Source organism: Streptomyces sp. NPDC042102 (assembly GCF_055582305.1).
The window spans coordinates 816,007-841,131 of sequence record NZ_JBVJDL010000001.1 but is presented as its reverse complement, the minus strand read 5'-3'; the positions used below and the strand labels follow the sequence as shown (position 1 = coordinate 841,131).

General features: G+C 73.8%; 26 protein-coding genes and 1 pseudogene. 9 read left to right on the top strand and 18 right to left on the bottom strand.

Features of this window, described 5'->3' with window-relative positions:
- Window positions 1-82: 82 nt before the first annotated feature.
- The 5 genes from ACZ6KO_RS03545 to ACZ6KO_RS03525 all read right to left on the bottom strand — a co-directional run bounded on the left by ACZ6KO_RS03545 (window position 83) and on the right by ACZ6KO_RS03525 (window position 5,125).
- On the bottom strand, window positions 83-2,308 hold the full coding sequence (locus ACZ6KO_RS03545) for an NADP-dependent isocitrate dehydrogenase (protein WP_469299423.1): 2,226 nt from the start codon (window positions 2,306-2,308) through the stop codon (window positions 83-85).
- Window positions 2,309-2,469: 161 nt separating this feature from the next.
- A complete protein-coding gene (locus ACZ6KO_RS03540; RefSeq protein ID WP_469299421.1) occupies window positions 2,470-2,826 on the bottom strand; it encodes a DUF805 domain-containing protein in 357 nt (118 codons plus the stop codon).
- Between the two features lie 122 nt (window positions 2,827-2,948).
- On the bottom strand, window positions 2,949-3,290 hold the full coding sequence (locus tag ACZ6KO_RS03535; protein ID WP_469299419.1) for a DUF3040 domain-containing protein: 342 nt from the start codon (window positions 3,288-3,290) through the stop codon (window positions 2,949-2,951).
- 12 nt (window positions 3,291-3,302) lie between these two features.
- Complete coding sequence (locus ACZ6KO_RS03530; protein ID WP_469299418.1) at window positions 3,303-4,403, bottom strand: carboxylate-amine ligase; 1,101 nt, start codon at window positions 4,401-4,403, stop codon at window positions 3,303-3,305.
- Between the two features lie 203 nt (window positions 4,404-4,606).
- Window positions 4,607-5,125 carry a DUF6328 family protein gene (locus ACZ6KO_RS03525; protein WP_469299417.1) on the bottom strand — a complete coding sequence of 173 codons (519 nt, stop codon included), beginning with the start codon at window positions 5,123-5,125 and terminating at the stop codon, window positions 4,607-4,609.
- Between the two features lie 114 nt (window positions 5,126-5,239).
- Here ACZ6KO_RS03525 and ACZ6KO_RS03520 point away from each other — a divergent pair, with 114 nt between their 5' ends.
- Both ACZ6KO_RS03520 and ACZ6KO_RS03515 read left to right on the top strand, forming a co-directional pair.
- Entirely contained in the window at window positions 5,240-6,640 is a 1,401-nt protein-coding gene (locus ACZ6KO_RS03520) for an FAD-dependent oxidoreductase (protein WP_469299413.1), read from the top strand.
- The gene (locus ACZ6KO_RS03515) at window positions 6,637-6,831 is read left to right on the top strand and encodes a hypothetical protein (protein WP_469299411.1); all 195 of its coding nucleotides are present in this window, start codon (window positions 6,637-6,639) and stop codon (window positions 6,829-6,831) included. The genes ACZ6KO_RS03520 and ACZ6KO_RS03515 overlap by 4 nt, the downstream gene beginning before the upstream one ends.
- Before the next feature lie 162 nt (window positions 6,832-6,993).
- On the opposite strand, the gene ACZ6KO_RS03510 is transcribed toward ACZ6KO_RS03515, so the two are convergent.
- On the bottom strand, window positions 6,994-7,542 hold the full coding sequence (locus ACZ6KO_RS03510) for a type 1 glutamine amidotransferase domain-containing protein (RefSeq protein ID WP_469299408.1): 549 nt from the start codon (window positions 7,540-7,542) through the stop codon (window positions 6,994-6,996).
- Window positions 7,543-7,649: 107 nt separating this feature from the next.
- Between ACZ6KO_RS03510 and ACZ6KO_RS03505 the strand changes: the two genes are divergently transcribed.
- The 3 genes from ACZ6KO_RS03505 to ACZ6KO_RS03495 all read left to right on the top strand — a co-directional run bounded on the left by ACZ6KO_RS03505 (window position 7,650) and on the right by ACZ6KO_RS03495 (window position 10,293).
- On the top strand, window positions 7,650-8,069 hold the full coding sequence (locus ACZ6KO_RS03505; RefSeq protein WP_469299406.1) for a rho GDP-dissociation inhibitor: 420 nt from the start codon (window positions 7,650-7,652) through the stop codon (window positions 8,067-8,069).
- Window positions 8,070-8,266: 197 nt separating this feature from the next.
- Entirely contained in the window at window positions 8,267-9,175 is a 909-nt protein-coding gene (locus ACZ6KO_RS03500; protein WP_469299403.1) for an SAM-dependent methyltransferase, read from the top strand.
- A gap of 2 nt (window positions 9,176-9,177) precedes the next feature.
- On the top strand, window positions 9,178-10,293 hold the full coding sequence (locus ACZ6KO_RS03495; protein ID WP_469299400.1) for a terpene synthase family protein: 1,116 nt from the start codon (window positions 9,178-9,180) through the stop codon (window positions 10,291-10,293).
- A 12-nt stretch (window positions 10,294-10,305) separates the two neighbouring features.
- Here the strand turns inward: ACZ6KO_RS03495 and ACZ6KO_RS03490 are convergent, their stop codons facing one another.
- The 10 genes from ACZ6KO_RS03490 to ACZ6KO_RS03445 all read right to left on the bottom strand — a co-directional run bounded on the left by ACZ6KO_RS03490 (window position 10,306) and on the right by ACZ6KO_RS03445 (window position 19,974).
- Window positions 10,306-11,721 carry a cytochrome P450 gene (locus tag ACZ6KO_RS03490; protein WP_469299398.1) on the bottom strand — a complete coding sequence of 472 codons (1,416 nt, stop codon included), beginning with the start codon at window positions 11,719-11,721 and terminating at the stop codon, window positions 10,306-10,308.
- Window positions 11,718-12,365 carry a GTP-binding protein gene (locus ACZ6KO_RS03485; RefSeq protein WP_401453016.1) on the bottom strand — a complete coding sequence of 216 codons (648 nt, stop codon included), beginning with the start codon at window positions 12,363-12,365 and terminating at the stop codon, window positions 11,718-11,720. Before ACZ6KO_RS03485 ends, ACZ6KO_RS03490 begins: the two co-directional genes overlap by 4 nt.
- Window positions 12,346-12,705 (bottom strand): DUF742 domain-containing protein, encoded by a 360-nt coding sequence (locus ACZ6KO_RS03480; RefSeq protein WP_469299395.1) that lies wholly within the window; start codon window positions 12,703-12,705, stop codon window positions 12,346-12,348. Before ACZ6KO_RS03480 ends, ACZ6KO_RS03485 begins: the two co-directional genes overlap by 20 nt.
- Window positions 12,702-13,088: a roadblock/LC7 domain-containing protein gene (locus tag ACZ6KO_RS03475; RefSeq protein WP_469301516.1), complete on the bottom strand. Its 387-nt coding sequence runs from the start codon at window positions 13,086-13,088 to the stop codon at window positions 12,702-12,704. The genes ACZ6KO_RS03480 and ACZ6KO_RS03475 overlap by 4 nt, the downstream gene beginning before the upstream one ends.
- 14 nt (window positions 13,089-13,102) lie before the next feature.
- On the bottom strand, window positions 13,103-14,761 hold the full coding sequence (locus tag ACZ6KO_RS03470; RefSeq protein ID WP_469299392.1) for a sensor histidine kinase: 1,659 nt from the start codon (window positions 14,759-14,761) through the stop codon (window positions 13,103-13,105).
- Window positions 14,762-15,100: 339 nt separating this feature from the next.
- Entirely contained in the window at window positions 15,101-15,736 is a 636-nt protein-coding gene (locus tag ACZ6KO_RS03465) for an HAD family hydrolase (RefSeq protein ID WP_469301515.1), read from the bottom strand.
- Between the two features lie 26 nt (window positions 15,737-15,762).
- On the bottom strand, window positions 15,763-16,863 hold the full coding sequence (locus ACZ6KO_RS03460) for an ABC transporter ATP-binding protein (RefSeq protein ID WP_469299389.1): 1,101 nt from the start codon (window positions 16,861-16,863) through the stop codon (window positions 15,763-15,765).
- On the bottom strand, window positions 16,863-17,783 hold the full coding sequence (locus tag ACZ6KO_RS03455) for an ABC transporter permease (RefSeq protein WP_469301512.1): 921 nt from the start codon (window positions 17,781-17,783) through the stop codon (window positions 16,863-16,865). The genes ACZ6KO_RS03460 and ACZ6KO_RS03455 overlap by 1 nt, the downstream gene beginning before the upstream one ends.
- Window positions 17,784-17,914: 131 nt before the next feature.
- On the bottom strand, window positions 17,915-18,817 hold the full coding sequence (locus ACZ6KO_RS03450; RefSeq protein ID WP_469299387.1) for an ABC transporter permease: 903 nt from the start codon (window positions 18,815-18,817) through the stop codon (window positions 17,915-17,917).
- Window positions 18,817-19,974: an ABC transporter substrate-binding protein gene (locus tag ACZ6KO_RS03445; protein ID WP_469299385.1), complete on the bottom strand. Its 1,158-nt coding sequence runs from the start codon at window positions 19,972-19,974 to the stop codon at window positions 18,817-18,819. The genes ACZ6KO_RS03450 and ACZ6KO_RS03445 overlap by 1 nt, the downstream gene beginning before the upstream one ends.
- Window positions 19,975-20,228: 254 nt before the next feature.
- Between ACZ6KO_RS03445 and ACZ6KO_RS03440 the strand changes: the two genes are divergently transcribed.
- Together ACZ6KO_RS03440 and ACZ6KO_RS03435 are read left to right on the top strand one after the other, a co-directional pair.
- The gene (locus ACZ6KO_RS03440; RefSeq protein WP_469299383.1) at window positions 20,229-20,984 is read left to right on the top strand and encodes a GntR family transcriptional regulator; all 756 of its coding nucleotides are present in this window, start codon (window positions 20,229-20,231) and stop codon (window positions 20,982-20,984) included.
- A gap of 215 nt (window positions 20,985-21,199) precedes the next feature.
- Window positions 21,200-21,790, top strand: coding sequence for a hypothetical protein (locus tag ACZ6KO_RS03435; protein ID WP_469299381.1), 591 nt, complete (start codon window positions 21,200-21,202; stop codon window positions 21,788-21,790).
- An 81-nt stretch (window positions 21,791-21,871) separates the two neighbouring features.
- Here ACZ6KO_RS03435 and ACZ6KO_RS03430 read toward each other — a convergent pair whose 3' ends face one another.
- Entirely contained in the window at window positions 21,872-22,957 is a 1,086-nt protein-coding gene (locus ACZ6KO_RS03430) for an enoyl-CoA hydratase/isomerase family protein (protein ID WP_469299379.1), read from the bottom strand.
- 32 nt (window positions 22,958-22,989) lie between these two features.
- A pseudogene (locus ACZ6KO_RS03425) lies at window positions 22,990-23,325 on the bottom strand (hypothetical protein); the annotation flags it as partial.
- A gap of 117 nt (window positions 23,326-23,442) precedes the next feature.
- Here ACZ6KO_RS03425 and ACZ6KO_RS03420 point away from each other — a divergent pair.
- Both ACZ6KO_RS03420 and ACZ6KO_RS03415 read left to right on the top strand, forming a co-directional pair.
- Window positions 23,443-24,201, top strand: a complete 759-nt coding sequence (locus ACZ6KO_RS03420) for a hypothetical protein (RefSeq protein ID WP_469299376.1) — start codon at window positions 23,443-23,445, stop codon at window positions 24,199-24,201.
- Window positions 24,202-24,430: 229 nt separating this feature from the next.
- Entirely contained in the window at window positions 24,431-25,045 is a 615-nt protein-coding gene (locus tag ACZ6KO_RS03415; RefSeq protein ID WP_469299374.1) for a sigma-70 family RNA polymerase sigma factor, read from the top strand.
- Window positions 25,046-25,125: the final 80 nt, after the last annotated feature.

Sequence of the window (25,125 nt, the reverse complement as noted above, 5' to 3'; positions counted from 1 at the left end):
GCGGGGTGACGCACCGGTGGTACGCGTGGTACGCGCGGCGCGGGTGGTGCGGTGTCGCGCGGGGATCGGCCGCGCGGCGGGGTCAGCCCAGGATCGCGAGCGCCTGGTTGAAGGTCGCGGACGGGCGCATGATCGCCGCGGCCTTGGCCGGGTCGGGCTGGTAGTAGCCGCCGATGTCCGCCGGGTTGCCCTGGACGGCGATCAGCTCGTCGACGATGGTCTGCTCCTGCTCGGCCAGCGTCTTGGCCAGCGGGGCGAAGGCGGTGGCCAGCTCGGCGTCGTCGGTCTGCTTGGCCAGCTCCTGCGCCCAGTACAGGGCGAGGTAGAAGTGGCTGCCGCGGTTGTCGATGCCGCCGAGGCGACGCGAGGGCGACTTGTCCTCGTTGAGGAAGCTGCCGGTGGCGCGGTCGAGCGTGTCGGCCAGCACCTGCGCGCGGGCGTTGCCCGTGGTGGTGGCGAGGTGCTCGAAGGAGACCGCCAGCGCGAGGAACTCACCGAGGGAGTCCCAGCGCAGGTAGTCCTCCTTGACCAGCTGCTGGACGTGCTTGGGGGCGGAGCCGCCGGCGCCCGTCTCGAAGAGGCCGCCGCCGTTCATCAGCGGGACGACCGAGAGCATCTTGGCGCTGGTGCCCAGCTCCAGGATCGGGAAGAGGTCGGTCAGGTAGTCGCGCAGCACGTTGCCGGTGACGGAGATGGTGTTCTCGCCGCGGCGGATGCGCTCGACGGAGAACTTCGTGGCCTCGACGGGAGCGAGGATCTTGATCTCCAGGCCCTCGGTGTCGTGGTCGGCGAGGTAGGTGTTGACCTTGGCGATCAGCTGGGCGTCGTGCGCGCGGGTCTCGTCGAGCCAGAAGACGGCCGGGTCGCCGGTGGCGCGGGCGCGGGTGACGGCGAGCTTGACCCAGTCCTGGATCGGGGCGTCCTTGGTCTGGCAGGCGCGGAAGATGTCGCCCTCGGCGACCTCCTGCTCCAGGACGACGTTGCCCTCGGCGTCGACGACGCGGACGGTGCCGGCCGCGGCGATCTCGAAGGTCTTGTCGTGGGAGCCGTACTCCTCGGCCTTCTGGGCCATCAGGCCGACGTTCGGCACCGAGCCCATGGTGGCGGGGTCGTACGCGCCGTGGGCGCGGCAGTCCTCGACGACGGCCTGGTAGACGCCGGAGTAGCTGCTGTCCGGGAGGACCGCGAGGGTGTCGGCCTCCTGGCCGTCCGGGCCCCACATGTGGCCGGAGGTGCGGATCATGGCCGGCATGGAGGCGTCGACGATGACGTCCGAGGGGACGTGCAGGTTGGTGATGCCCTTGTCCGAGTCGACCATCGCCAGGGCCGGGCCCTCGGCGAGCTCGGCCTCGAAGGAGGCCTTGATCTCGGCGCCGAGGCCGTGCGGGACGGAGTCCAGGCCGCCGAGGATGGTGCCGAGGCCGTCGTTCGGGGACAGGCCGGCGGCGGCCAGCACCTCGCCGTACTGGGCGAAGGTCTTCGGGAAGAAGGCGCGCACGACGTGGCCGAAGACGATCGGGTCGGAGACCTTCATCATCGTGGCCTTGAGGTGCACGGAGAACAGGACGCCCTCGGCCTTGGCGCGGGCGATCTGCTCGGAGAGGAAGGTGCGCAGGGCGGCGGCGCGCATGACGGAGGCGTCGACGACCTCGCCCGCCAGGACGGGTACGGACGCGCGCAGCACGGTGGTGGCGCCGTCGGCGGCGACGTGCTCGATGCGCAGCGTGCCGGCCTCGGCGATCACCGCGGACTTCTCGGTGGAGCGGAAGTCGTTCTCGCCCATGGTCGCGACGTCGGTCTTGGAGTCGGCGGACCAGGCGCCCATGCGGTGCGGGTGGGCCTTGGCGTAGTTCTTGACCGAGGCGGGGGCGCGGCGGTCGGAGTTGCCCTCGCGCAGGACCGGGTTGACGGCGCTGCCCTTGACCTTGTCGTAGCGGGCGCGGTGCTCGCGCTCCTCGTCGGTCTTCGGGTCGTCCGGGTAGTCCGGGAGGGCGTAGCCCTGGCCCTGGAGCTCGGCGACGGCGGCCTTGAGCTGCGGGATCGAGGCCGAGATGTTCGGCAGCTTGATGATGTTGGCGGCCGGCGTCTTGGCCAGCTCACCGAGCTCGGCGAGGGCGTCGTCGATGCGCTGCTCGGCCTGGAGGGCCTCGGGGAAGCTGGCGATGATGCGGCCGGCCAGCGAGATGTCGCGGGTCTCCACACGGACGCCGGCGGTCGAGGCGTACGCCTGGACGATCGGCAGGAACGAATAGGTCGCCAGGGCCGGAGCCTCGTCAGTGTGCGTATAGATGATGGTCGAGTCAGTCACCGGGTACTCCGCTCCACGTCCACGTCTGCAACATTGCTTGACATCAAGATATCTCGTGATCGGGTCTCCTTCGACAAGGACCCCTGCCGCCGCTTCGGACGGATCTACGAGAGGCGGGTCACCCGGGGCGCCCGGGAGCGGTGCGGGCGCCCCGGAGGGCCTCAGGCCGCCCCGGCGTACTTGGGGTTGGGGCCCCACTTGTTCGGCTCGGTGCGGCCCTCGTCCGCCATGAAGACGAGGATGACGATCCAGCCGATCACCGGGATCAGGCCGATCAGCGCCCACCAGCCCGAACGGTCGGTGTCGTGCAGCCGGCGGAGCGTGACGCCCAGGCCCGGCAGGAAGACCACGGCGAGGTAGACGGCCATGGGGATCAGGCCCACCCCGGTCAGGCGGCCGAGGACCAGGAGCGCGATCTCGATGATCCCGCTGAACAGGGCGAACAGCCAGTACTCCTGGCGACGGGCCCGGCCGCCGAACACCGCGTACTTCTTGAGGACGTCGATGTAGTGCTTCATGTGTCCCCCCAATAGGACGGATCCGGGCCCGTCCCAGGTGGAGCAAGCCGCGCCAGAACCTATGCCCGCCCTACTGGCGGGTCAAGTAGTGGTTCCGGAGGGCCACCGCCCTCGCGGCCGTGTCACGACCGTCCGCCGAAGCGCCGGCACCAGCGGCAGACCAGCCCCAGCAGACACACCAGCATCAGCACCCAGGAGACGGCGAAGGCCCAGATCAGCACGGGTGACGACCGGGCCACCGCGGGTACGAACAGCCCCGCCGACACCAGCCCCAGCAGCACCGTCGCCAGGGCGAGCCGGTGCCGGCGCACCCCCGCCGCCGGCCCCGACCACGGCCGCGCGCCGCGTCGCATCGTGCGCAGCCGGCGCGCGAGCACCACGTCCTGGTCCAGCATCCGCTCGATCTCGCCCAGGATCATCAGTTCCCGTCGTGAGAGCTCCCGGCCGTCCATCGCCATCGCCACCCCGTCGTCACCTCAGGCCGCCACCGTGGCCGCGGCCAGCGCGTCCACCACCGCGCGCAGCGACCCGCACCGCGCGTACGTCGCGCGCTGGCGCGCGGCACCGCTGCCGTCCGCGCGCAGCGCCTTGAGCAGGTCCTGTACGAGGCCCAGGTCACCGGCGGCCTCCAGGCCCGGCGCGGCCCGCTCGACCAGCCGGTCCACCAGCCGCCCGGCCGGCAGCTCCTGTCCGTCGACGGGGTCGAGCCCGGAGCCGTGCAGTCCGTGCACGGCGGCGTACTCGTGCGCCGAGCGCAGCTGGCGGTCCGTCACCCCGGCGACGGGCAGCTCCGCCTCGACCTCGGCGAGCAGGGTGGTCGACAGTCCGCGCACCAGGGCCGCCAGCAGCACCACGGTGTCCAGTTCGGCGTTGGCGTCGGCGACCCGGATCTCCAGCGTCGGGACGTGCTCGGAGGGGCGGGCGTACCAGTAGAGCATCCGGCGGTCCAGCAGGATCCGGTCGCGGACGAACCCGTCGAGGAGGTCGTCGTACTCGGGCTCGCGCAGCACCGGGGCCGGCCCGACGGTCGGCCAGCGGGCGAATTCCACGCTCCGCCAGCTCTCGTAGCCGCTGTCGCGCCCGCGCGTGAAGGGGGAGTTCCCGGTCAGCGACTGCAGGACGGGCAGCCAGGGCCGCATGGGGTGGGACAGGGCCAGCGCCTCGGCGCGGGTCAGGCTCCCGACGTGGACGTGCGTACCGCACACCACGCGGTCGAAACCGGCCACGATCGACGCGAAGCGCCGCGCCATCCGGAGGTACCGGTCGCAGTCGGTGACCGCCAGCGGGCCGGCCGGCGGGAGGACGGGCGTTCCGGTGGCGACGATCTTGCAGTCGGCCCGGTCCGCGGCGGCCGCCGCCGTACGCCGCAGCTGCGCGAGCTGCGCGCGCAGGTCGCCGAGATCGGCGACCGGCCGGGTACAGACCTCGACCTGGGCGGTGTAGAACTCGGCCTGCACCTGGTCCCCCAGGTCCTCGGCCGCGGTCGCGATGACCTCGGGCGCACGGCCGCTCGGGGCGCCGCCGTCCTTGTCGACCAGGAGGAACTCCTCCTCGACCCCCATGGTGAGAACCTTCATCGGCTGCCTCCTCGCCGCTGGTGCGCCGCGTGTACCCACCTGGCGGGTCGCGAAGCACCCGGGCCGCCCGCCCCGGTCGGGAGGTTCCCGCACGGGCGCTTCCGTGCCTCCATGGTGCGCCCCCGGAGCGCGTTCGGCCCGGCCGCGCGGCACGGCCGTACGAGCGGGGCCCCCGCGGTCGCCTCGGGCGGTCGTTCAGGCGGTCATTTCAGGGTGTGCCGGGTGCGGGCCAGCAGGGGGATGACGAACCAGCACAGCGCGAACCACACCGCCATGATCCCCACCAGCCATCCCGCGATGCGGTCGTCGAGCACGAAGCGCAGGATGAGCAGCAGGCTGGCGGCCATGGTGAGGAAGAGCAGCACCAGGCCGGCGATGGTCAGCCGCGAGGCCCAGGTCACGGCCGTGGGCTTGAGGCGGCGGCCGAAGACCAGCCGGTGGAAGGAGACCGGGGCCACCAGGACCCCGGTCGTCGCCGCTCCGAGGAGGACCGTGACGACGTACAGGTTCCGGTCGAAGTCGCTGAGCTCGGTGAACCGCGGCTGGAAGACCACCGTCAGCAGGAACGCGAACAGGATCTGCACCCCGGTCTGTGCGACCCGCAGTTCCTGGAGCAGCTCGGCCCAGTGCCGGTCGGCCCGCTCGGCCTGCGTCTCGTCGCGCTGCGGATCGGCGGCGGTTCCTCGCGGTTCCCGCTCAGCGGACGGATTGATCTCGCGCATGGCCCGCGCCTGCCCCGATCGGCCACCTCTACGCATCCGCCGGTCCGCAGGGGGTATCCGCCGTCGGGGGGCGCGCCGCGGGCGCGCCGCCCCGGCCGTACGGGAGGAGCCGCGATGCGTTCGTACTGGATCGACAGCACCGACGCGCCCGTCCGGCCGCCGCCGGAGGGTGATCTCCGGGCGGACGTGGTCGTGGTCGGTGCCGGGATCGCCGGGCTGTGCGCGGCCCGGGAGCTGGTGCGTGCCGGCCGCGAGGTGGTGGTCCTGGAGGCCGGCCGGGTCGCGGCCGGGGCCAGCGGCCACGCGACGGGGAAGCTGACCTCCCTGCACGGCCTGCGGTACGCGCGCCTGGCGCACGAGCGCGGCCCGGAGGCGGCCGCGCTGTACGCGCGCTCGCAGGAGGAGGCGCTGCGGCAGACGGTGCTGCTCTGCGGTGAGCTGGGCATCGACGCGGAGCTGGAGCGGGTGCCCGCCTTCACGTACCTCATGGACGGCGAGCGGGCGCCGGAGGTCTTCCTGGAGGCGGAGGCGGCCCGGGCGGCGGGGCTGGACGCCCGGTACGTGACGGTGACCGGGCTGCCGTACCCGGTCGCGGCGGCGGTCCGGGTGGAGGACCAGCTGCAGTTCCATCCGCGCCGGTTCCTGCTGGGCCTGGCCGAGGACCTGGTGGCGCGCGGCGGCGTCCTGCACGAGGGGACCCGGGTGACGGGGCTGCGGGAGCTGGCCGAGTGCCGGCTGACGCTGGCGGGCGGCGCGGTCGTGCACGCGTCGGACGTGGTGCTGGCCACGCAGTTCCCGCTGGTCTGCCACAGCGGCCTGATGGCGCGGCTGACCGTACGCCGGGAGCTGGTCGTGGCCGCGCCGGTGGCCGCCGGGGACGCGCCGGAGGGCATGTACTTCACCGAGGAGGACGGCGTCCGGTCGGTGCGCAGCGCCCCGTACCCGGACGGGCGGCGGCTGGTGATCGTCGCCGGGGAGGCGGTCACGCCGGGTGCCGGGGGCAGCGCGCAGCGGCTGGCCCGGCTCCAGACGTGGGCCCACCGGCACCTGCCGGGTTTCCCGGGCGGGCCGGCGCCGTACCGGTGGGCGGCGCAGGACGTGTACTCGGCCGACCACCTCCCGTACATCGGGCACGAGCACCCGGACACCCAGCACGTCTTCGTGGCGACCGGTTTCGGGGGGTGGGGCATGAGCAACGGGCTGGTCGCGGGGCCGCTGCTGGCCGCGCACGTGACGGGCGGGCCGCGGCCGCCGTGGACCGAGCTGTACGACCCGCGCCGGCTGCTGCCGCTGCGGGAGATCGGCGAGGTGGCCCGGTCCCAGGCCACGGTGGCGCGGCACTACATGGCCGGCTTCGGGCCGCCGCCGCGCTGTACGCACATGGGCTGCGAGCTGGGCTACGACGAGTCCGAGCAGATCTGGGAGTGCCCGTGCCACGGGTCGCGCTTCGCGGCCGACGGGACGGTGCTGCACGGCCCGGCGACCGCGCCGCTGGACAGGAAGGACCTGCCATGACCGAGACCGAGCCGACGACCGGGACCAGGCGGCGGCCGCCGCCGCCCGCCGACCCGGCTCCCGAGCCGCGCGAGCCCGGGGCCGTCCCGCGCGACCCGCGGCCGGCCCCGCCGGGGCCGGAGCCCGCTCCCCCGGCGGAACCGCCGCCCGGCCCGACGGAGCGCCCGCCGGTCCCGGAACCGCCCGACTGACGGGCACCGCCCGACGGACGGCGACGGCTTCCGGCCGCGGGTCCCGTGACGGCGACGGCTTCCGGCCGCGGGTCCCGTGACGGCGACGGCTTCCGGCCGCGGGTCCCGTGACGGCGACGGCTTCCGGCCGCGGGTCCCGCCCCGGCTGCCCGTGCCCGCGGGTCAGGTGCCGAATTCCTGGGCGCCGAGTTCGCGGACGAGGGTGGCGCAGAAGGCGTCCAGGTCGCCCGGCCTGCGGCTGGTGATCAGGGTGCCCGGGGCCGCGCGGCAGACGTGGACCCGCTCGTCGACCCAGGTGCCGCCGGCGTTGCGGATGTCGGTGGCCAGGCTCGGCCAGGAGGTCAGGGTGCGCCCGCGCACCACGTCGGCCTCGACCAGCGTCCACGGGGCGTGGCAGATGGCCGCGATCGTCCGGTCGGCGCCGAAGAAGTGCCGGGCGAAGGCGACGGCCCGCGCGTCCATGCGCAGGGCGTCGGGGTTGGCGAGGCCGCCGGGCAGCACCAGGGCGTCGTACTCGTCGGCGGGCGTCTGGCCGACCACGTCGTCCACGGGGTAGGTATCGGCCTTCTCGAAGTGCTGGAAGGCCTGGACCTCGCCGGGCCGGGTCGACACCAGGCGCGGCTCCCAGCCCGCGTTCAGGACGGCCTTCCAGGGCTGCTCCAGTTCCGCCTGCTCGACGCCCGCGGGCGCCGTCAGGAATGCCACGCGCATACCGCTCACGTCCTCTCGTCGTCGTGTCGCGCCTGCCCCGAGCACCGTGGGACAAACCGGAACGTTTCCGGACGCATGACCCGGCTCCGGGCGGGTAGCCGCAGCGCATGAGCGACGACGTGCGGTTCGAGCTGCTCAGCGTCCAACTGGAGTCCGACTGCTTCGGCCGGGTGGCCGTGCCCCTGGACGCCGGGGACGACATCCCCTTCGAGCTCCCGGAGGGCGCCCTGCTCACGGTGGCACTCACGTTCCGCCTGGAGCGGGCCGTGGACGGGCTGGTCTTCGTGGACACACGGGAAGTGGGCAGCTGCGTACTCCCCGTCACCGAGACCCCGCTCGGCAGCTTCCGGGCCGGCGGCCCGTACGAGGTGGTCCTGCCCGCCGAGAAGCTGCCCGCCGGCCGGCTGGCCCGTGGCACGTACACGGTGACCGGAACCTTCCGCGACGGGAACGGCGACGAGCTCGCCAGGGAGACCCACCGCTTCCGCCTCACCCGTCAGGAGCGCCCGCTGGCCCACGCCTGCTGAGCGTGGCCAAAAGCGTTCCCCCGCTCCGTCGGGTCCCGGTCACCATCTGTCTGATGCTGCATCAAATGGCCAGAATTGTTGGTCTTTCACGTGTGGTTATGCTCTGGTCCCGTGCGATCGAGGAGTTTTATCGATCGCTTATGGGCAGAGTGGGGCGGCCGACAACACCCCCACACGACCGCAGGACCGGAGAACCGATGGACAGAAACCTCGTCATCCCGCCCCCCACGGGTGGCCAGGCGTTCGACGAGACCCAAGTTCCCCTCTACTACAGCCGGAAGACCGCGGACATACTCCACAAGTACGGCCCGGGACCGCGGGTCCACTTCCACATGGGGCTCTTCGCTCCGGGCGTGACGCCCAACACCACCGTCTCCCAGGAGGTGCTCAAGCGTCGCATCGTCGCGTCTCAGGAGGCCATCGTCGAGCACGCCGCGCGCAGTTGGGGCGCGTACGCCACACCTCCCGGCCGGCTGCTCGACATCGGCTGCGGGGTCGGCGGGGGTTCGCTCTACTGGGCGCAGGTGCACGGCGCGTCCGTCACCGGTCTGACCGTCGCGGCCGACCACGTCCCGGTGATCGAGGACTTCGCCCGCACGGCCGGGGTCGGCGACCGGGTGACGCCGGTACTGGCGGACGTGCACGAGTTCACCACCGACGTGAAGTACGACGCGGCGTACGCCAACGAGAGTTCCGGCTACATGGACCGCGAGCGGCTCTTCCAGGTGGTGGCCCGCTCCCTGAAGCCCGGCGGCTGGTTCGGGATCCAGGAACACTTCATCTGCCGGCCCGAGTGGACCGAGTTCATCGACGGCTACTACAAGACGCGCCTGGGCACCTTCACCGAGTACATCACCGCCGCCGAGGCCGCCGGCTTCACCCTGGAGCAGGACGAGGACGTCACCGACCGGGTCGCCGAGTTCTGGGTGCAGTCGATGGCCTGGAACACCGCCGAGCTGGACCGTGTCGAGCGCCTCGGCGCCCGCTCGGCCTGGTCCCGGGATCGGCTGCGGGAGTCCACGATCACGCACGGCAAGCTGTTCCGGATCTGGCGCGACCACGCGCTGGCGACCAAGCTGCTCCTCTTCCGCCTCGGGGGTCGCTGACCGTGCCCCCCGTCTACACCGCACAGCACCGGCCCTCGCGGATCGGCTGGGAACTCCCGCCGTTCTACTGCCCGTTGGAGCGAGGGCTGATCCATCCGAAGGCCGCGGAGATCGAGGAGCGGGCCGTCGCGTGGATCGACGCGTACGGTCTCTACCCGGACGACACCGAGCGCGCCTGGGGACTGGCCACCCACAGCGCCGAGTTCACCAGCAGGATCATCCCGTACGGCGACGTGGAGCCGGTGCTGCTGTTCGTCCAGTGGAACTACTGGGCCAACGCCGTCGACGACTGGCAGGACTCCGGCTCCGCCGCCACCCGCACCGCGCACATCGCCGACCACAGCGCCCGGCTGGTCCGCGCGATCGAGGCGCCCGGTTCGGGACTGCTGCCGCCCGGCCCGCTCACCACGGCGCTCGACGACCTGGTGGCCCGTACCCGGGCCGTGCTCACCCCGTTCCAGCTGCGCCGGTTCGCCGAGGGCACCCGGGACTGGCTGTTCGGCGCCGGCTGGCAGACCGCCAACGCCGAGCTCGGGGTCATGCCGTCGCTGAACGAGTTCGCCGCCATGCGGATGTCCGTCAACGGCACCCGTTTCACGCTGACCTGGTGCGATGCGGCGAACGACATCCACGTGCCGGCCGACGTGCTGTACTCGGCACCCGTCCAGGCCCTCACCGACGCCGCCGGGTTCATCGTCAGCTGCGACAACGACCTGTTCTCGTACAACAAGGAGGACCACCAGGACCCCTGGGAGCAGAACCTCCTGAACGTCGTCGCCGGGCACCTCGGCTGCACCCCGCGTGAGGCCCTCGCGCCGGCCGTCGCCCTGCGGGACCGCGCGATGACCCTGTTCGTCCGGCTGCGCGAGCGGCTGGCCGAGGGCGCCGACGAGCCGCTCGCGCGCTACCTCGACTCCCTCGCCCACTACGTCGCCGGCTGCATCGAGTGGCAGGACCGCGCGCCGCGGTTCGCCAGTCCCCGCAACCGCAACACCCTCCCGGTGGAGGGCGCCTCGTACGACGTCACCTGGCGCGACGGCCCGAGCGACCCGGACGAGGGGCCGCCGCCGGTCCCGGCCATCGCCTGGTGGTGGCGGCAGCTGGAGGACCGGCGGTAGCGGCGGCGACGCTCAGCCGCGGCCCAGCAGCCGGGCCCACCACGACGGGCGGGCCCGGCGGCGGTGGCCCGTGGCGGCGGGCGGGACGGCCGCCGGTGCCACCGGGGCCGGCGGCACCGGCACCTGCACCGGCGCGGGCGCCTGCATCGGCGCGGGCACCTGCGTGGGCACCGGCGAGGAGGCCGTCACGGTGCGTCCCTGCGGGGTGAACACCACCGGGAGCGACACCAGGTGGCGGGACATGAGGGAGGCGACGACGCGCAGTTCCTCCTCCGGCACCGCCAGCTCCAGGTCCGGCATCCGCGACAGGAGCACGTCGATGCCGGTGTCCGCGATGGCCCGGCCGATGTCCTGGCCGGGGCATTCGTGGGGACCCCCGCTGAAGGCCAGGTGCGAGCGGTTGCCGTGCACCGGGACCGAGAGGTCGGGACGGATCTCGGGGTCCACGTTGCCCGCCGCGAGGCCGAGCAGCAGCATGTCGCCGGCCTTGATGCGGTGCCCGCCCAGCTCCGTGTCCCCGGTGGCCCAGCGGCCCAGGATGGTGGTGAGCGGCGGCTCGTCCCACAGCACCTGCTCCAGCGCGTCGGGCAGGGTCATGTGCCCGCCCGAGAGGTTCGCGCGGAAGCGCCGGTCGGTGAGCACCATGCGCAGGGTGTTCGCGATCAGGTTGGCGGTCGTCTCGAACGCCGCGATCAGCACCAGCCGCAGGTGCTCGATGATCTCCGCGTCGGTGAGCGTGGTGGAGGACTCCAGCAGCCAGGAGGTGAAGTCCCGGCCCGGTACGACGCGCTTGCGCGCGACCAGCTGCTCCAGCGCCTCGGTGACGTAGGCGTTGCTGGTGACGGCGGTTTCGGTGCCCTTGATCATGTCCCGGGCGGCCTCGACCAGCCTCGGGCCGTAGGAGTCCGGCATGCCGACCAGCTGGGTCATCACCAGCATGGGCAGCGGCTCGGCGAAGTCCGCGACCAGATCCGCCCGGCCGGCTTCCGCGAACCGGTCGATCAGCTGCCCGGCGAACCGGGTCACGTAGCGGCGGATGCCCCGCCGGTCGAAGCGCTCCAGCGCCTCGGTCACCGCGCCGCGCAGCCGCTCGTGCTCCGTGCCGTCCTGGAAGTTGCACACCGGCTGCCAGGCGGCGACCGGAGTCAGCGGATGGTCCGCCGGGACCTTGCCCTCCTGCATGTCCCGCCAGCGGCGGGGGTCGCGGGAGAAGCGGCTCGGGGTGCGGGCCACGTCGAGGTTCTCGCGGTGGCCCAGGACCAGCCAGGCCGGCAGGTCGCCGGGGACCAGGACGGGGGCCACCGCGCCGTACTCGGCGCGCAGCTGCTCGTACAGGCCCCTGGGGTCGGCGTCGGCCTCGGGGCCGTAGAGGCGGTGCGCCGGACAGCCCGGAGGCGGGACGGATCCGGTCGGGTAGGGGGTGGTCACGAGGCCTCCGGGGTCACGGCGAGGGAGTGCAGGTAGCGCATCAGGGTCATGAGGACGTCACGGCTGGATCCGCGGCTGCGGGCGTCGCAGACCACCAGCGGGACGGACTCGGGCAGGTCGAGGGCGCCCCGGACCTCCTCCAGGGCGTACTGGGGTGCGTCGGGGAAGGAGTTGACGGCGACCACGAAGGGCACGCCGCGCTCCTCCAGCCGGCCGATCACGTCGAAGCTGACCTCCAGCCGCCGGGTGTCCACCAGCACCACCGCGCCCAGCGCGCCCTCGAAGAGGCCGCGCCACAGGAACCAGAAACGTTCCTGGCCGGGGGTGCCGAACAGGTACAGCACCAGCTCCTCGTTGATGCTGATGCGGCCGAAGTCCATGGCCACGGTGGTGGAGCGCTTGCGCTCCACGCCCGCGGTGTCGTCGACGCCGACCCCGGCCTGGGTCATCGTCTCCTCGGTGGTCAGCGGCCGGATCTCGCTCACCGAGCCGACCAGGGTCGTCTTGCCGACCCCGAAGCCGCCGACGATCACCACCTTGACCGCGGCGGTGGCCGTGGCCGGCAGCACGTCCTCGCGCCGCGGCCCCGCCGGGGGGTACCCCGGGGCGGTCGCCGCGGGAGGGTCAGAGCTTTCGAAGTCCATCGATGACTGCCTCAATCAGTGCCAGGTCAGGGAGGTGGGCGGGGGCGACGGGGGGGCGGGAGAGCACATGGCCCGCGGTGAGCAGGTCACCGAGGAGTACGGTGACCACGCTCACCGGAAGGCCCAGATACGCGGAGATCTCGGCCACCGACAGCGGCGACTGGCACAGCCGCATGATCGCCGCGTGCTCCGGCTGCATCCCGGGCCTGGGCCCCGACTTGGCGATGATCAGGGTGACCAGGTCGAGGGTGGTGGGCAGTAACGGTCCGCTGCGGCCGCCGGTGATCACGTACAGCCGCTCGGGCGTGCCGTCGTCCCAGTCCCGGCCCGGGTTGCTCACGCGGGCTGCCCCTCGCGGCGCGGCGGGGTGCTGAGGTGCTCTCCGATCCGGGCGACGAGGTCACGCATCCGCTGGCCCATCAGCCCGGCGTCGACGCCCTCGTCGGCCAGGACGGCGAGGAAGGCCCCGGACCCGGCCGCCATGAGGTAGAAGAATCCGCCGTCCATCTCGATGACGACGAGCCTCATCCTCCCGTTGCTGTGCGGGAGTTCGGAGGCGACCGCGCTGGCCAGGCTCTGCAGTCCGGCGCAGGCGGCGGCGAGCCGGTCGGCGGTGTCGGTCTCCGCCCCGTACTGCGCCATGCGCAGGCCGTCGGCGGACAGGACGATGACGTGCCGGGTCTGCGGAACGCTCTCGGCCAGGTCCTTGAGCATCCAGTCCATGTTGGTCGGCTGGCTCACGGCTGTTCCCCCTTGCTCGCCGCGGCCGGCGAGGCATCTGTGTTCTGACTTGCTGCGCCGGTGCGGCCCGCGGCGCTCTGGCTGTCCCCGGTCAGGCCGCCCTGGAAGGCGGCCAGCCACATCCCGGGCTGGACCTCGGGCGTGGGGTCGGGTTCGGTGTGCCCGGCCCGGTCGGCGGTCGCCGCGGCCGCGGCGGTGATCTGGTCGGTCATGGCGCCGGGCAGGGCCGGCGCCACGGCGCGGGCCTTGCGGCGGCGCTGCGGCAGGCCGTTCGCGGTCCGTTCGGTCACGACGGGAACCTCGTCGAGCATGGCCGCGATCCGCGGGTCGGCGCCCCGGTGCACGGGCTCCGGCTCGCCGGTCACGGCGGGGGCCGGGGCGTACGCCGCGGTGGCGGCCGGGGCCGCGGCGGGCGTACGGGCGGGGCCGGCGGTGGTCGGTCCGGCCGGCGCCGGCAGGGCGGCCCTGGGGCCGGAGGAGGTGCCGATGCCGTGCGCCACGCCGGTCGCGGTCGCGGCGGTGGTGATCAGGTTCTGCGGGATGACCAGGACGGCGCGGACGCCGCCGTAGGCCGAGGAGCGCAGCGAGACGTGGAAGTCGTACGCCTGCGCGAGCCGGCCGACGACGGCCAGGCCCAGGCGCGGGGTCTCGCCGAGGTCGTTGAGGTCGATGCCCTGCTGCGCCTGGCGGAGCATGCGCTCGGCGCGGCTGCGGGCCTCCTCGCTCATGCTCACGCCGCCGTCCTCGATCTCGACGGCGATGCCCGAGTTCACGTCGACGGCGGTCAGGTGGACCTTGGTCTGCGGCGGCGAGTAGCGGGTGGCGTTGTCCAGCAGCTCGGCCAGCGCGTGGATGAGCGGTTCGACGGCGGGGCCGACGACGGCGACCTGCGAGACCGAGTGCAGCTCGACGCGCTGGTAGTCGATGATCCGCGACATGGCGCCGCGCAGCACGCTGTACAGCGGGACGGCCTTGCTCCACTGGCGGCCGGGCCGGGCACCGCCGAGGACGGCGATGGAGTCGGCGAGGCGGCCGATCAGGGCGGTGCCGTGGTCCAGGCGCAGCAGGTCGCCGAAGACCTCGGGGCTGCTGCCGTGCCGGTCCTCCATCTCCCGCAGTTCCTGGGCCTGCTGGTGCACGATGGCCTGGACGCGGCGGGCGATGTTGACGAAGGCGCGCTGCGCCGAGTCGCGCAGGTCCTCCTCGGCGACGACGGCGTCGAGCACCGAGCGGAGCACCGCCTGGTGGGCGGCCTTGAACTCGGGGGTCAGACCGGGTCCGTAGGAGTCGGAGGCCTCCAGCGAGGCGAGCACCTCCTCGGGGAACTCGCCCTTGCGCAGGCGCTCCACCACGTCCGGGAGGAGGGCCCGGGCCAGCAGGACGGTCTCCGCCTCCTGCCGCGTCAGCGCCGCCTCCTGGGCGGTGACCGTGGCCCGCAGGGCCGAGACCGCCCGGCCTCGCCGGGCGGCCTCGGCACACGCGAGCGCCACCGCGACGAACGCCACGGCACCGATCCAGGCGACGGGGGTACGGGCAGGTGCGGACACCAGTGCCACGGCCGCCGCCGCGGCCGCGGCCGTGGCCAGGGCGGGAAGCATCCATACGACGGGTGAGGTGGGCCCTGGACTTCCGGGCGACGATCCCACTCGAACCATCAGAACCCTCAAACGATCGAAAGCGAATGATCATATGACAACGGCCCGGAAGCTTAGCGGTTACACAGCACGGGGCTTGACAGCAGGTCATCATCTGGACCGGGCAGGCGTGTTGGAGTTGCCGGATCTGGCCGAAACGTGAAGGTGCCCCCGGCTTCCCGGGGGCACCTCCCTGTCCTGCGCGTGCCGCGTGCGAGCACGCCGCGTCCGCTCCCGCGCCCGCTGCGCGACGCGGAAGATCGCCTTCAGATCGGCCGATTCCCGTACGGCCCACCGGCCGCCGTCGGGCCGTACGGCAGGCTCACCGGGGGCGGGCCGGCCCGTCGCCCGGGGTCCCGCTCAGGCGGTGACCGGGCCCTCCAGGCACCGCCGCAGCACCTGCGCGTCCACCCCTTCCAGGGAGGGCAGGAAGGTACGGCGGGGCGAGCCGGGGACGTCCAGCAGCGAGGGGACCACCAGGACCGCGCAGCCGGCCGCCTCGGCGGACGCGGCGCCGTCGGGCGAGTCCTCCACGGCCACGCAGTCCTGCGGCCGCACGCCGAGGCGCTCGGCGGCGGCCCGGTAGGGGTCGGGGTGCGGCTTGGTCCGCGGGGTGTCGTCGGCCGACAGCGTGAACCGGAACGGGACGTGCGCCAGCGCGCCCCCCACCACGCTGTCGACCACGATCCGCGGCGAGGCGCTGACCAGGGCGAACGGGACGCCGTCGCGGGCGAGGGCGGACAGCAGCTCCCGGGCGCCGGGACGCAGCGGCGCCCCGGCCTCCACCCGGGCGAAGAACGCCGAGGTCAGCGCGGCGGCGACGGCCTCGGGCGCACCGCGGCCGGCGACGGTGACGAGGTGGGCGGCGGTGTCCTCCACGGCGCGGCCGACCACCTCCCCGGCGTCGTCGGCGGTCAGCCGGTGGCCGAGCTCCGCGGCGATCTCCTCGGTGGTCCGCCACCACAGGCCCTCGGTGTCGACGAGGGTGCCGTCCATGTCGAACAGGACGGCGGCCGGCGCGCTCACCCGGCCGTCCCCGCCACGACCAGCACCGGTCGCTGCGCGAGGCCCACGGCCGCCCGGGCGCCCGGCGTCAGCGCGCCCGCGTCCCGGGAGGCGAGGTCGGCCTTGACGCGCGTACCGCCGGGCAGGTCGAGGTGGACGCGGGTGACCGAGCCGAAGAAGGAGGCGGAGACCACGGTCGCCGTGCCGTCGGGGTCGGCGGTCGCGGTGACGTTCTCGGGGCGCACGAGGACCTCGACGTCGGTGGCGTCCGGCACGGGGCCGTCCACGGGCAGCCGGGATCCCAGCACCTCGACCTCGCCGGAGCCGGCGAGCCGGCCCGGGAGGCGGTTCATGGTGCCGACGAACTCGGCCACGAACGGCGTCGCGGGGCGCTCGTACAGCTCGGCGGGGGCCGCGCACTGCTCCAGCCTGCCGGCGTTCAGGACGGCGACGCGGTCGGCCATCGACAGCGCCTCCTCCTGGTCGTGCGTGACGAAGATGGTGGTGATGCCCAGGGAGAGCTGGAGGCGGCGGATCTCGTCGCGCAGGTTCGCCCGGACCTTGGCGTCCAGGGCCGACAGGGGCTCGTCCAGGAGCAGCACGCGCGGGCGCAGGGCGAGCGCGCGGGCCAGCGCGACGCGCTGCTGCTGGCCGCCCGACATCTGGTGCGGGAAGCGGTCGCCGTGGTCGGGCAGGCCCACCAGGTCCAGGAGTTCGGCGGCCCGCTCGCGGCGCTGCGCGGCACCGGCCTTGCGCACGCGCAGGCCGAAGGCCACGTTGTCGCGGGCGTTCAGGTTCGGGAAGAGGCTGTACGACTGGAAGACCATCCCGGCGTCGCGGCGGTTGGCCGGGACCCGGGTGATGTCCTCGCCGTCGACCAGGACTTCGCCGGAGTCGGGCTGCTCGAAGCCGGCGAGGACGCGCAGGGCGGTGGTCTTGCCGCAACCGGAGGGGCCGAGCAGGGCGAGCAGTTCGCCGGGTTCGGCGGTCAGGTCGAGGCCGTCGAGGGCGAGGGTGGAGCCGAACGCCCGGCGCAGGCCGCGGAATTCGACGCGCGCGCCGGCGGTGGCGGACCGCTCCTGCTCGGACGGGGCCGCCGTGGGAAGGGTGGTGGACATCAGGACGGGGACTCCTTGCGGGAGGCGGAGGAGGTGCCGGCGGCGGGGGCGCCGGAGGCGGCCCCCGGGGCGGTGCCGGCACGGGAGAGCAGGAGCAGCAGGCCCCAGGTGATCAGCAGGCTGAGGAGGGAGACGGCGACCGACATCCGGGCCTGGGCGCCGGCGATCGAGACGATCCACACGGCGAAGGGCTGGAAGCCCAGCAGCGAGGCGATCGTGAACTCCCCGAGCACCAGGGCCAGGGTGAGGAAGGCGGCTCCGGCCAGCGAGGTCCGCAGGTTCGGCAGCAGGACGCGCCGCACGACGTACGGCCAGCTCGCCCCGCAGTTGCGGGCCGCCTCCACCAGGGTGGGGACGTCGATGGCGCGCAGGCCGGCGTCCAGCGAGCGATACACGAAGGGCAGCGCCAGCACCGTGTACGCGAGGACCAGGACGACGGGGAAGTTCTCGTCCTGGACCGCGAGGAACGTCTGGTACAGCGGGGTGCGCGAGAGGTGGTCGGGGCCCCAGCGCAGCACCGTGGTGATACCGGTGACCAGGGCGATGGGCGGCACGACGAGGGGGAGCATGCAGACCACCTCGACGACCGGCCGCAGCCGCGGCGAGCCCAGGGCCACGGCCACGAGCGCGGGCACGGCGAGCAGCAGCGACAGCGCGATGGTGGCGGCGGCCAGGCCCAGCGAGAGCAGCAGGCTCTCGGTGAAGCCGTCGGCGGCGAGCAGTTCGGTGTACGCCGCGAAGGAGACGCCCTGGCCGGGCACGTGCACGGTGAAGACGAACGAGGCGACGAGCGGGAGCAGGAAGTACGCGCCGGCCAGGAGCAGGACGGCGCCCCGCCAGACGCGGGGGCGGCGGCGCGGCCCGGCGGCCGTGCGGGCGGCCGGCGCGGGGGCCGGGGCCGTCGCCGCCGTATCCGTCACCGTGGCCGCGGCCGTGACCCTGGCAGCGGCCGTGGCCTGGGCCGTGTCCTGGGCCGTGGCCTCGGCCGTGTCCTGGGCCGTGGCCTCGGCCGTGTCCTGGGCCGTCGGGCCGGTCTCCGGGGTGGTCGGGGTCATCGCAGCCATCGGGCGCTCCGTCGCTGGAGAGGCAGGTAGACCGCCATGACCAGGCCGGCGATCAGGATCATGTCGAGCCCGAGGGCGAGTGCCACGTTCTCCTGGCCGGTCAGCACGTTGCCGGAGAGCGCGTCGGCGATCTTCAGCGTGACCAGCGGCACGGAGCCGCCGACCAGCGCGGCGGCCGTGGCGTGGGCGGCGAAGGCCGTACCGAAGAGCAGGACGAAGCCGCCGAGCAGGCTGGGCGCGAGGACGGGGAGCCCCACGTGGCGCCAGAACTGCCGGCCGTTCGCGCCGGCGTTCTGCGCGGCCTCGCGCCACTGCGGGCGCAGTCCGTCCAGGGCCGGGACGATCACGAGGACCATCAGCGGCACGAGGAAGTACAGGTAGACGACGGTGAGCCCGGTGAAGGAGTACAGGTTCCAGCCGAGGCTGGTGAGCTCGGCGAGCTGGGTGACGACTCCGGAGATGCCCACGGTGGCGATGAACGCGAACGCGAGCGGGACGCCGCCGAAGTTCGCGAGCACGCCCGAGGCGGTCAGGACCGCGCCCCGCAGGGCCGACGAGCGCGAGGTGACCACGGCCTGCGCGATCAGGACGCCGAGCACGCCGCCGACGAGTGCGGTGAGGGCGGAGAGCTGCACGCTGCCGATGAGCGAGCCGAGGTAGGGGCCCTGGAGCGAGCGCTGGAGGTGCTCGCCGGTCATCCGGGTGGCGCCGCTCGCGGGGTCGGTGGCGGTGACGGCACCGAAGGCGATCGCGCCGAGCGGGAGTCCGAAGCAGAGGCCCGCGAAGACGAGGAGCGGGAGGGCGGCGAGCCAGGTGCGCGGGCCGCGCCGCCGGCGGCGGGTGCCGCCGGCGGTTCCCCCCGGGTGAGGGGTGGTGGAGGTGGCGGGCATCAGGAGAGGGCCTTGTCCCACTTCTCGGAGAGGGTGGCCTTGGCCTTGTCGAGCTCGGCGGAGGCCGGGAAGGCCGGGGTGCCCTGGACCTGCGGGAGCTTGGCGACGGCGGCCTTGTCGACGGTGCCGTCCTGGGTCATGGCCGGCAGCAGGACCGGGCGGGCGTAGCCCTTGAGCCACAGGTTCTGGCCCTCCGCGCTGTACAGGAACTCCATCCACAGGCGGGCGGCCGCCGGGTTCGGGGCCTCCTTGTTGATGGCCTGCGAGTAGTACTGGGCGTAGACGCCGTCGCTGGGCACGGCGACCTTCCAGTCGACGCCCTTGCCCTTGAACTGGTCGGCGTAGCCGGCGTTGAGGTAGTCCCAGTCGATGGAGATGGGCGTCTCGCCCTTCTCGACGGTGGCCGGGGTGGACTCGACGGGGATGAAGTTGCCGCTCTTGCGCAGCTGCCCGAAGAAGTCGATGCCCGGCTGGATGTCGGCGAAGGAGCCCTTGTTGGCCAGGGCGGCCGCGTACACGCCGCCGAAGGCCGAACCCGACTTGGTGGGGTTGCCGTTGAGGGCGACCTTGCCCTTGTACTCGGGCTTGAGCAGGTCCGCGAAGGTGGTCGGGCAGTTCGTGATCCTGGCCGCGTCGCAGCCGATGGAGACGTAGCCGCCGTAGTCGTTGTACCAGCGGCCGTCCGCGTCCTTCTGGCCGGCCGGGATCTTGTCCCACGCCTCGACCTTGTACGGGGCGAACAGGCCCTCCTCGGCGCCGCTGCGCGCGAAGGCTATGCCGAGGTCCAGGACGTCGGGGGCGCGCTTCTGGCCCTTGCGGGACTTCACCGCGGCGATCTCGTCGGCGCTGGAGGCGTCCGGGTTCTCGCTGTTGACCTTGATCTTGTACTTGGCCTCGAAGGCCTTGATCAGCTCGCCGTAGTTCGCCCAGTCCGGCGGCAGCGCGATGACGTTGAGCTGCCCCTCCTTCTCGGCGGCCGTGACGAGGGCGGACTTGCCCCCGAGCTGCGCGGCCGAGGTGGCCGTACCTGCCGGGACGCCACCCTTGGCGTCGCCGCCCTTGGCGGTGGTGTCGGGGGCCGCGCCGCACGCGGTGAGGGTGGCGAGGACGGCGGCACCGAGCAGCGCGGCCGCGCCGCGGGCAGGGGATCTGAACACGGTCTCTCCCAGAGACGAAGGGGTTCACTTGTCTGAACAAGTTGCCCCTAGTTCGCCGGGGGCCCCTGTACGGAACATGAACGGCGGATGCCCGGCGGAGCACGGCGCGACGAAGAAGTGGGGATGGCCGGATTCCGGCGTGACAGCGGGAGTGCGATCGGCAACACAGCAGGTCCGGATGGTTGCCCGCGGCTAGAGTCAGGAGTGTTTACTTGATCGTCAGGAGCACTGCGGCAGAGCGGGGAGGCGGACGGATGGGCACGGCCCGGTATCTGGAGATCGCGGAGGCACTGCGCGCGGCGATCCTGGCCGGGGAGCACCCGGTGGGCGCCGAGCTGCCCTCCGAGAGCGACCTCGCCGCCCGCTGGTCGGCCTCCCGCGGCACCGTGCGCCAGGCCGTGGCCGTGCTCGCCGCCGAGGGACTGATCGGCTCCCGGCAAGGGGCCCGCCGGATCGTGCTGCGGCAGGAGCGCCGGCACAGCTTCGGCGAGCTCAACAGCTTCGCCCAGTGGGCCCAGGGCATGGGCCACGAGGTCACCAGCCGGTTCCTCGGGCGCACCCGCCGGCCGGCCACCGACGAGGAGGCCGGGAGGCTGGCGCTGGCGCCGGGCACCGAGATCCTCTACGTACTGCGGCTGCGCTGCCTGGACGGGGAGCCCACCATGGTGGAGCGGACCGCGTACGCGGACTGGGTCGCCCCGGCGGTCGAGGCGCTGCCGGACGACTGCCGCTCGGTCATGGACAGCCTGGCCAAGGACTCCGGCATCGTCGCGCACTACGGCGAGCACCTCATCGACGCCCTGCCGGCCGGGTCCGAGGACGCACGGCTGCTCGAACTACGCCGGGGCAGCCCGCTGTTGCGCCAGCGTCACCTGACCAGTACGCAGACCGGCCGGCCGATCGAGTGGACGGACGACCGGTACCGGGCCGGGAGCGTGACCTTCCTTGTGAGCAACTCCGCGGTAACCGCACCGCTGGAGCGGCACGCGGGCGATCTCTCGCGGCCCTGAGCCGCCGGCGGCGGCCCCGGATCCGGCCCGGGCGGCGGCCCCGGCGGCGGCACGGCGTCCGCAGGGGCACCCCGATGATCAAGAAGGCAGGGCACCGGGGGACAATCGTGGCGTGCCGGACACGATCTGTCCGGTGCCCACCCACGACGTCGCTCGGCGTCCCGTGACGTCCAGACGCGTGCCGGGAGCCCTGCGACAGAACAGGAGCAGGCGCGTTGAACCAGGAAGCGCGCGATCAGGCCCACCAGTTCCTGCGTCCGGACGAGCGGCTGATCGCCGCGTGCGGATACGAACTCGCCCCCGGCGTGCCGCAGCCGCCCGAGTCGCTGCTCGCCCCGCCCGACCCGGCGGACCTCGGGCGCCGGATCGAGGCGAGACTCCCGGGCGCTCTGCGCCAGTTGCTCACCTCGCGCTCGCACGACACGCACCGCTCCCGGGCGGCCGGGGCCGCCGTCGGCGGGACGGCGCACGGCACGGGCATGGAGGGCGGCTGGGAGAGCTCGGCCGGACGCTTCCTCATCGGCCGGGCCGGCGTACGCGGTTCGGTCACCGGGGTGCTCGCCGTCACCGACCGCCGCTGGTTCGGCCTGAGTGACGTCTCGCCGGTCTGGCAGAACACTCCCGCGCTGCGGCAGTACTGGGAGGCACCCCGTCCGGAGGTCGCCGCGCTGCGGGCCAACCCGGCCGGGGCGCACCACAAGGGCCGGATGGACTTCGAGTTCACCGACGGCTCGTGGGTGGCCCTCCTCGCGTCCGTACCGGCCCACGCCCCGGCCTTCGCGGCGGCAGCCGTCCGCTTCCACTGAGGCGGCCCGGCCGGGGCGGGCGGCCGTGGCCTCAGCGGCGGGCGAAGTCCGGGCCCCGCCCGGCCACGAAGGCGACGGTGGTCACCAGGGCACCTCCTGAGGGGAGCCGCCGTCGCCGAGGCGGAGCTCGCGCCCCTCGTCGAGCGGGGCGAAGTGGCGGGCCACGTCCGCCTCGGTGACCTCGGCGAGGGTGGCGGGCGACCAGCGGGGCTCGCGGTCCTTGTCGATGACCTGGGCCCGGATGCCCTCGACGAGGTCGGCGGAGGCCAGCGCCGCGCAGGAGACGCGGTACTCCTGTTCCAGGACCCGCTCCAGGGGGCCCAGGTCCCGGGCCCGGCGCAGCGCGGCCAGGGTGACCTTCAGGGCGGTGGGCGACTTGGCGGCCAGGGTGTCGGCCGTCTCCTTGGCGGCGGTCAGGCCGGTGGCGAGCAGCCGGTCGACGATCTCCTCGACCGTGTCGGCCGCGTAGCAGGTGTCGATCCAGGCCCGGTGGCCGGCGAGTTCACCGGGCGGCGGCGGGGCGACGCACCGGGCGAGGACCTCGCGTACGGGCGAGAGCGCGAGATCCGCCGCCAGGGCGCCGAGCCGGTCGGAGGGGACGAAGTGGTCGGCGAGCCCCGCCAGGAGTGCGTCGGCGGGGCCGACGGGCGCGCCCGTCAGGGCAAGGTGGGTGCCCAGCTCGCCGGGGGCCAGCGCCAGCAGGTAGGTGCCGCCGACGTCGGGGACGAAACCGATGCCGGTCTCCGGCATGGCGACCCTGGACCGTTCGGTGACGATCCGGACGCTGCCGTGGGCCGAGACCCCGACCCCGCCGCCCATCACGATGCCGTCCATGAACGCCACGTACGGTTTGGGGTAGCGGGCGATCCGCGCGTTCAGCCGGTACTCGTCCCGCCAGAAGTCCGCCGAGGCGTGGCCGCCCGCGCGGGCGTCCGCGTGGATGGCGCGGATGTCACCGCCCGCGCACAGGCCCCGCTCACCGGCGCCGGAGATCACCACCGTCTGTACGGCGGGATCCCGCTCCCAGGCGGTCAGCGCCTCCTCGATGCGGAGCACCATGGGGTGGCTGAGGGCGTTGAGGGCCTTGGGGCGGTTGAGCGTGATGTGTCCGGCCCGGCCCTCGACCGCCAGCAGGACCTCGTCCTGCGCCGCGTCCGCGTCGCGCATGTTCTCGTTGGTTCCTTCCGGGATGGGAACGGTCAGCCGCCGTTGCGCAGGGCGATGGTGTCGCCCACGTTGATGATCCTCTCGCGCTGCGCGCCGGCGAAGGCGGCGCCGTCGGCGCTGACCTTCCAGGTCGAGCCACCACTGGTGGAGACGCCGTTGACCGCGGTGATGGTACCGGCGCCCGATCCGGGGGTCACGCTCGTGACGCAGCCCGCGGGGGTGGCTCCGGTGGTGGCCGCGGCCAGGACGTCACCGAGGGTGGTGGTCGCCGCGGTGGGCGTGCAGGCCACCGAGCAGACCGTGAGGCCGCCCGTACCGTCGTCGACGCTCAGGGCCAGCTTGGCCGCCGTACCAGCGGTGAAGGCCGCCCCACTACCCGATATACACGGCTGCCACAAAGGGACTTGAGAGGAATTAGCAGGCTGCATCAAGGTTCCCGATCCCCTCTGTGCCCCTCGGCGCGGGGATGCGACGATGAGCCCGCCATGACTCCGGGTCGAAGCTACCGCGCGTTACGGGCCGCGATGTTCGCGGCCACCTGCGTGCTGCTCGCGGCCCTCGGCCACGTCCTCATGTCGGGTACGGCCGTCCCGTGGTGGGCGCTCGCTGCGGCCCTGGCCGGCACGGGTGCGGTGGCATGGTCCGCGGCCGGTCGTGAACGCGGCCTCCTGGCCGTCACGTCGGCGACCGTCGCCGTCCAGGCCACCCTGCACGCCGGGTTCTCACTGACGCAGGCGGCGGCGCACGGCGGCGGCTCCGGAGCCGCCCCGCTCGCCCGGCGGTGGGTCCGGTACCTGCTGTGCGGCGCGACCGGGACCGGCTCCGCCCGGCCCGCCGCTGGCCGGCACGCCCACCACCACGCCATGGGGACGATGCCGTCCGGCCACCCCGTGACGGACCTGGCCGGTGCCGCGGACGCCGTCGGCATGGGCGGCATGAGCGGTCCGGCCGGCATGGACGGGCCGCACGCCATGGCGCCGAGCGGCATGCTCGCCGCCCACCTGCTGGCCGCCCTGCTCTGCGGCCTCTGGCTCGCGTACGGCGAACAGGGCGCGTTCCGTGTCCTGCGCGCCGTGGCCGGCTGGCTCCTCGTACCGCTGCGCCCGCTGCTCCGCCTGCCCGCGCCGCCGGACCCGCCGCGCCGGCGCGCCCGCCGGGACCACGGGTCGGGGCCGCTGCGCCGGCTGCTGCTCGGTCACACCATCACCTCACGGGGTCCGCCTGCCGGGACCGCTGTCGTCTGACAGCCGGCTTCCCCGACGCGCGCCCGCGTTCCCGGCGCGCGCCTCGGGCATCGGCCCTGCCGCCCGGCAGCCGCCGTACCGCTCACCGGCCCACCCCGCCCGTCGCAGCCGTCACGCCCATCGCGCCCGCACCACCACGCAACGCGATGCGACGCGACGCGACGCGACGACGCGGCCCCACGCGTGCGCCGGATTTCCGGATCCCGGATTCCCGTAAGGACACCAGGCGATGACCCCTGCCCTGCGCCTCTCCGCCAGGACGGCCACCCCTGCCGCCGTCACGCCCGCGCGCCACACCCCCGGCACCGACGAGCCGACGACCCGGCTGGCGCTCGCCGCCCGCGACGGCGACCCCGATGCCGTGGACCGCTTCGTCCGCGCCCTGCACCGTGACGTCTGGCGCTACGTCGCCTACCTCAGCGCCGATCCGCAGTCCGCGGACGACCTCACGCAGGAGACGTTCCTGCGGGCGCTGGGCAGCCTGCACCGCTTCGAGGGCCGCTCCTCGGCACGCACCTGGCTGCTGTCCATCGCCCGGCGCACCGTCGCGGACAGCCTCCGCCACAAGGCGGCCCGCCCGAGAATCGCCGACCGGGACGACTGGCAGGCCGCCGCCGAGCAGGCCCAGCCCCGCGACCTGCCGGGCTTCGACGACGGCATCGCCCTCGCCGAGCTGCTCACGACGATCCCCGCCGAGCGCCGCGACGTCTTCGTCCTGACCCAGCTCCTCGGCCTGCCCTACGCTGAGGCCGCCGCCCTCCTCGGCTGCCCGGTCGGGACCATCCGCTCCCGTGTGGCCCGCGCGCGCACCTCCCTGATCGAGCTCGTGGCCGCGGCCGCCTGACGGGCACCGGCACCCCGCCCGCCCCGTCACCGTCCCATCCCCGCCCCTCACCCGGCCCCGGCAGCACTCGCAGGTCCCCC

Coding starts and splice junctions, on each gene's coding strand:
- ACZ6KO_RS03525 (WP_469299417.1), bottom strand. CDS start 5,125: ATGCGCGAGATCAATCCGTCCGCTGAGCGGGAACCGCGAGGAACCGCC.
- ACZ6KO_RS03470 (WP_469299392.1), bottom strand. CDS start 14,761: ATGGTTCGAGTGGGATCGTCGCCCGGAAGTCCAGGGCCCACCTCACCC.
- ACZ6KO_RS03540 (WP_469299421.1), bottom strand. CDS start 2,826: ATGAAGCACTACATCGACGTCCTCAAGAAGTACGCGGTGTTCGGCGGC.
- ACZ6KO_RS03475 (WP_469301516.1), bottom strand. CDS start 13,088: ATGGACTGGATGCTCAAGGACCTGGCCGAGAGCGTTCCGCAGACCCGG.
- ACZ6KO_RS03485 (WP_401453016.1), bottom strand. CDS start 12,365: ATGGACTTCGAAAGCTCTGACCCTCCCGCGGCGACCGCCCCGGGGTAC.
- ACZ6KO_RS03465 (WP_469301515.1), bottom strand. CDS start 15,736: ATGGACGGCACCCTCGTCGACACCGAGGGCCTGTGGTGGCGGACCACC.
- ACZ6KO_RS03415 (WP_469299374.1), top strand. CDS start 24,431: ATGACCCCTGCCCTGCGCCTCTCCGCCAGGACGGCCACCCCTGCCGCC.
- ACZ6KO_RS03515 (WP_469299411.1), top strand. CDS start 6,637: ATGACCGAGACCGAGCCGACGACCGGGACCAGGCGGCGGCCGCCGCCG.
- ACZ6KO_RS03430 (WP_469299379.1), bottom strand. CDS start 22,957: ATGCGCGACGCGGACGCGGCGCAGGACGAGGTCCTGCTGGCGGTCGAG.
- ACZ6KO_RS03500 (WP_469299403.1), top strand. CDS start 8,267: ATGGACAGAAACCTCGTCATCCCGCCCCCCACGGGTGGCCAGGCGTTC.
- ACZ6KO_RS03420 (WP_469299376.1), top strand. CDS start 23,443: ATGACTCCGGGTCGAAGCTACCGCGCGTTACGGGCCGCGATGTTCGCG.
- ACZ6KO_RS03460 (WP_469299389.1), bottom strand. CDS start 16,863: ATGTCCACCACCCTTCCCACGGCGGCCCCGTCCGAGCAGGAGCGGTCC.
- ACZ6KO_RS03450 (WP_469299387.1), bottom strand. CDS start 18,817: ATGCCCGCCACCTCCACCACCCCTCACCCGGGGGGAACCGCCGGCGGC.
- ACZ6KO_RS03440 (WP_469299383.1), top strand. CDS start 20,229: ATGGGCACGGCCCGGTATCTGGAGATCGCGGAGGCACTGCGCGCGGCG.
- ACZ6KO_RS03510 (WP_469299408.1), bottom strand. CDS start 7,542: ATGCGCGTGGCATTCCTGACGGCGCCCGCGGGCGTCGAGCAGGCGGAA.
- ACZ6KO_RS03505 (WP_469299406.1), top strand. CDS start 7,650: ATGAGCGACGACGTGCGGTTCGAGCTGCTCAGCGTCCAACTGGAGTCC.
- ACZ6KO_RS03520 (WP_469299413.1), top strand. CDS start 5,240: ATGCGTTCGTACTGGATCGACAGCACCGACGCGCCCGTCCGGCCGCCG.
- ACZ6KO_RS03530 (WP_469299418.1), bottom strand. CDS start 4,403: ATGAAGGTTCTCACCATGGGGGTCGAGGAGGAGTTCCTCCTGGTCGAC.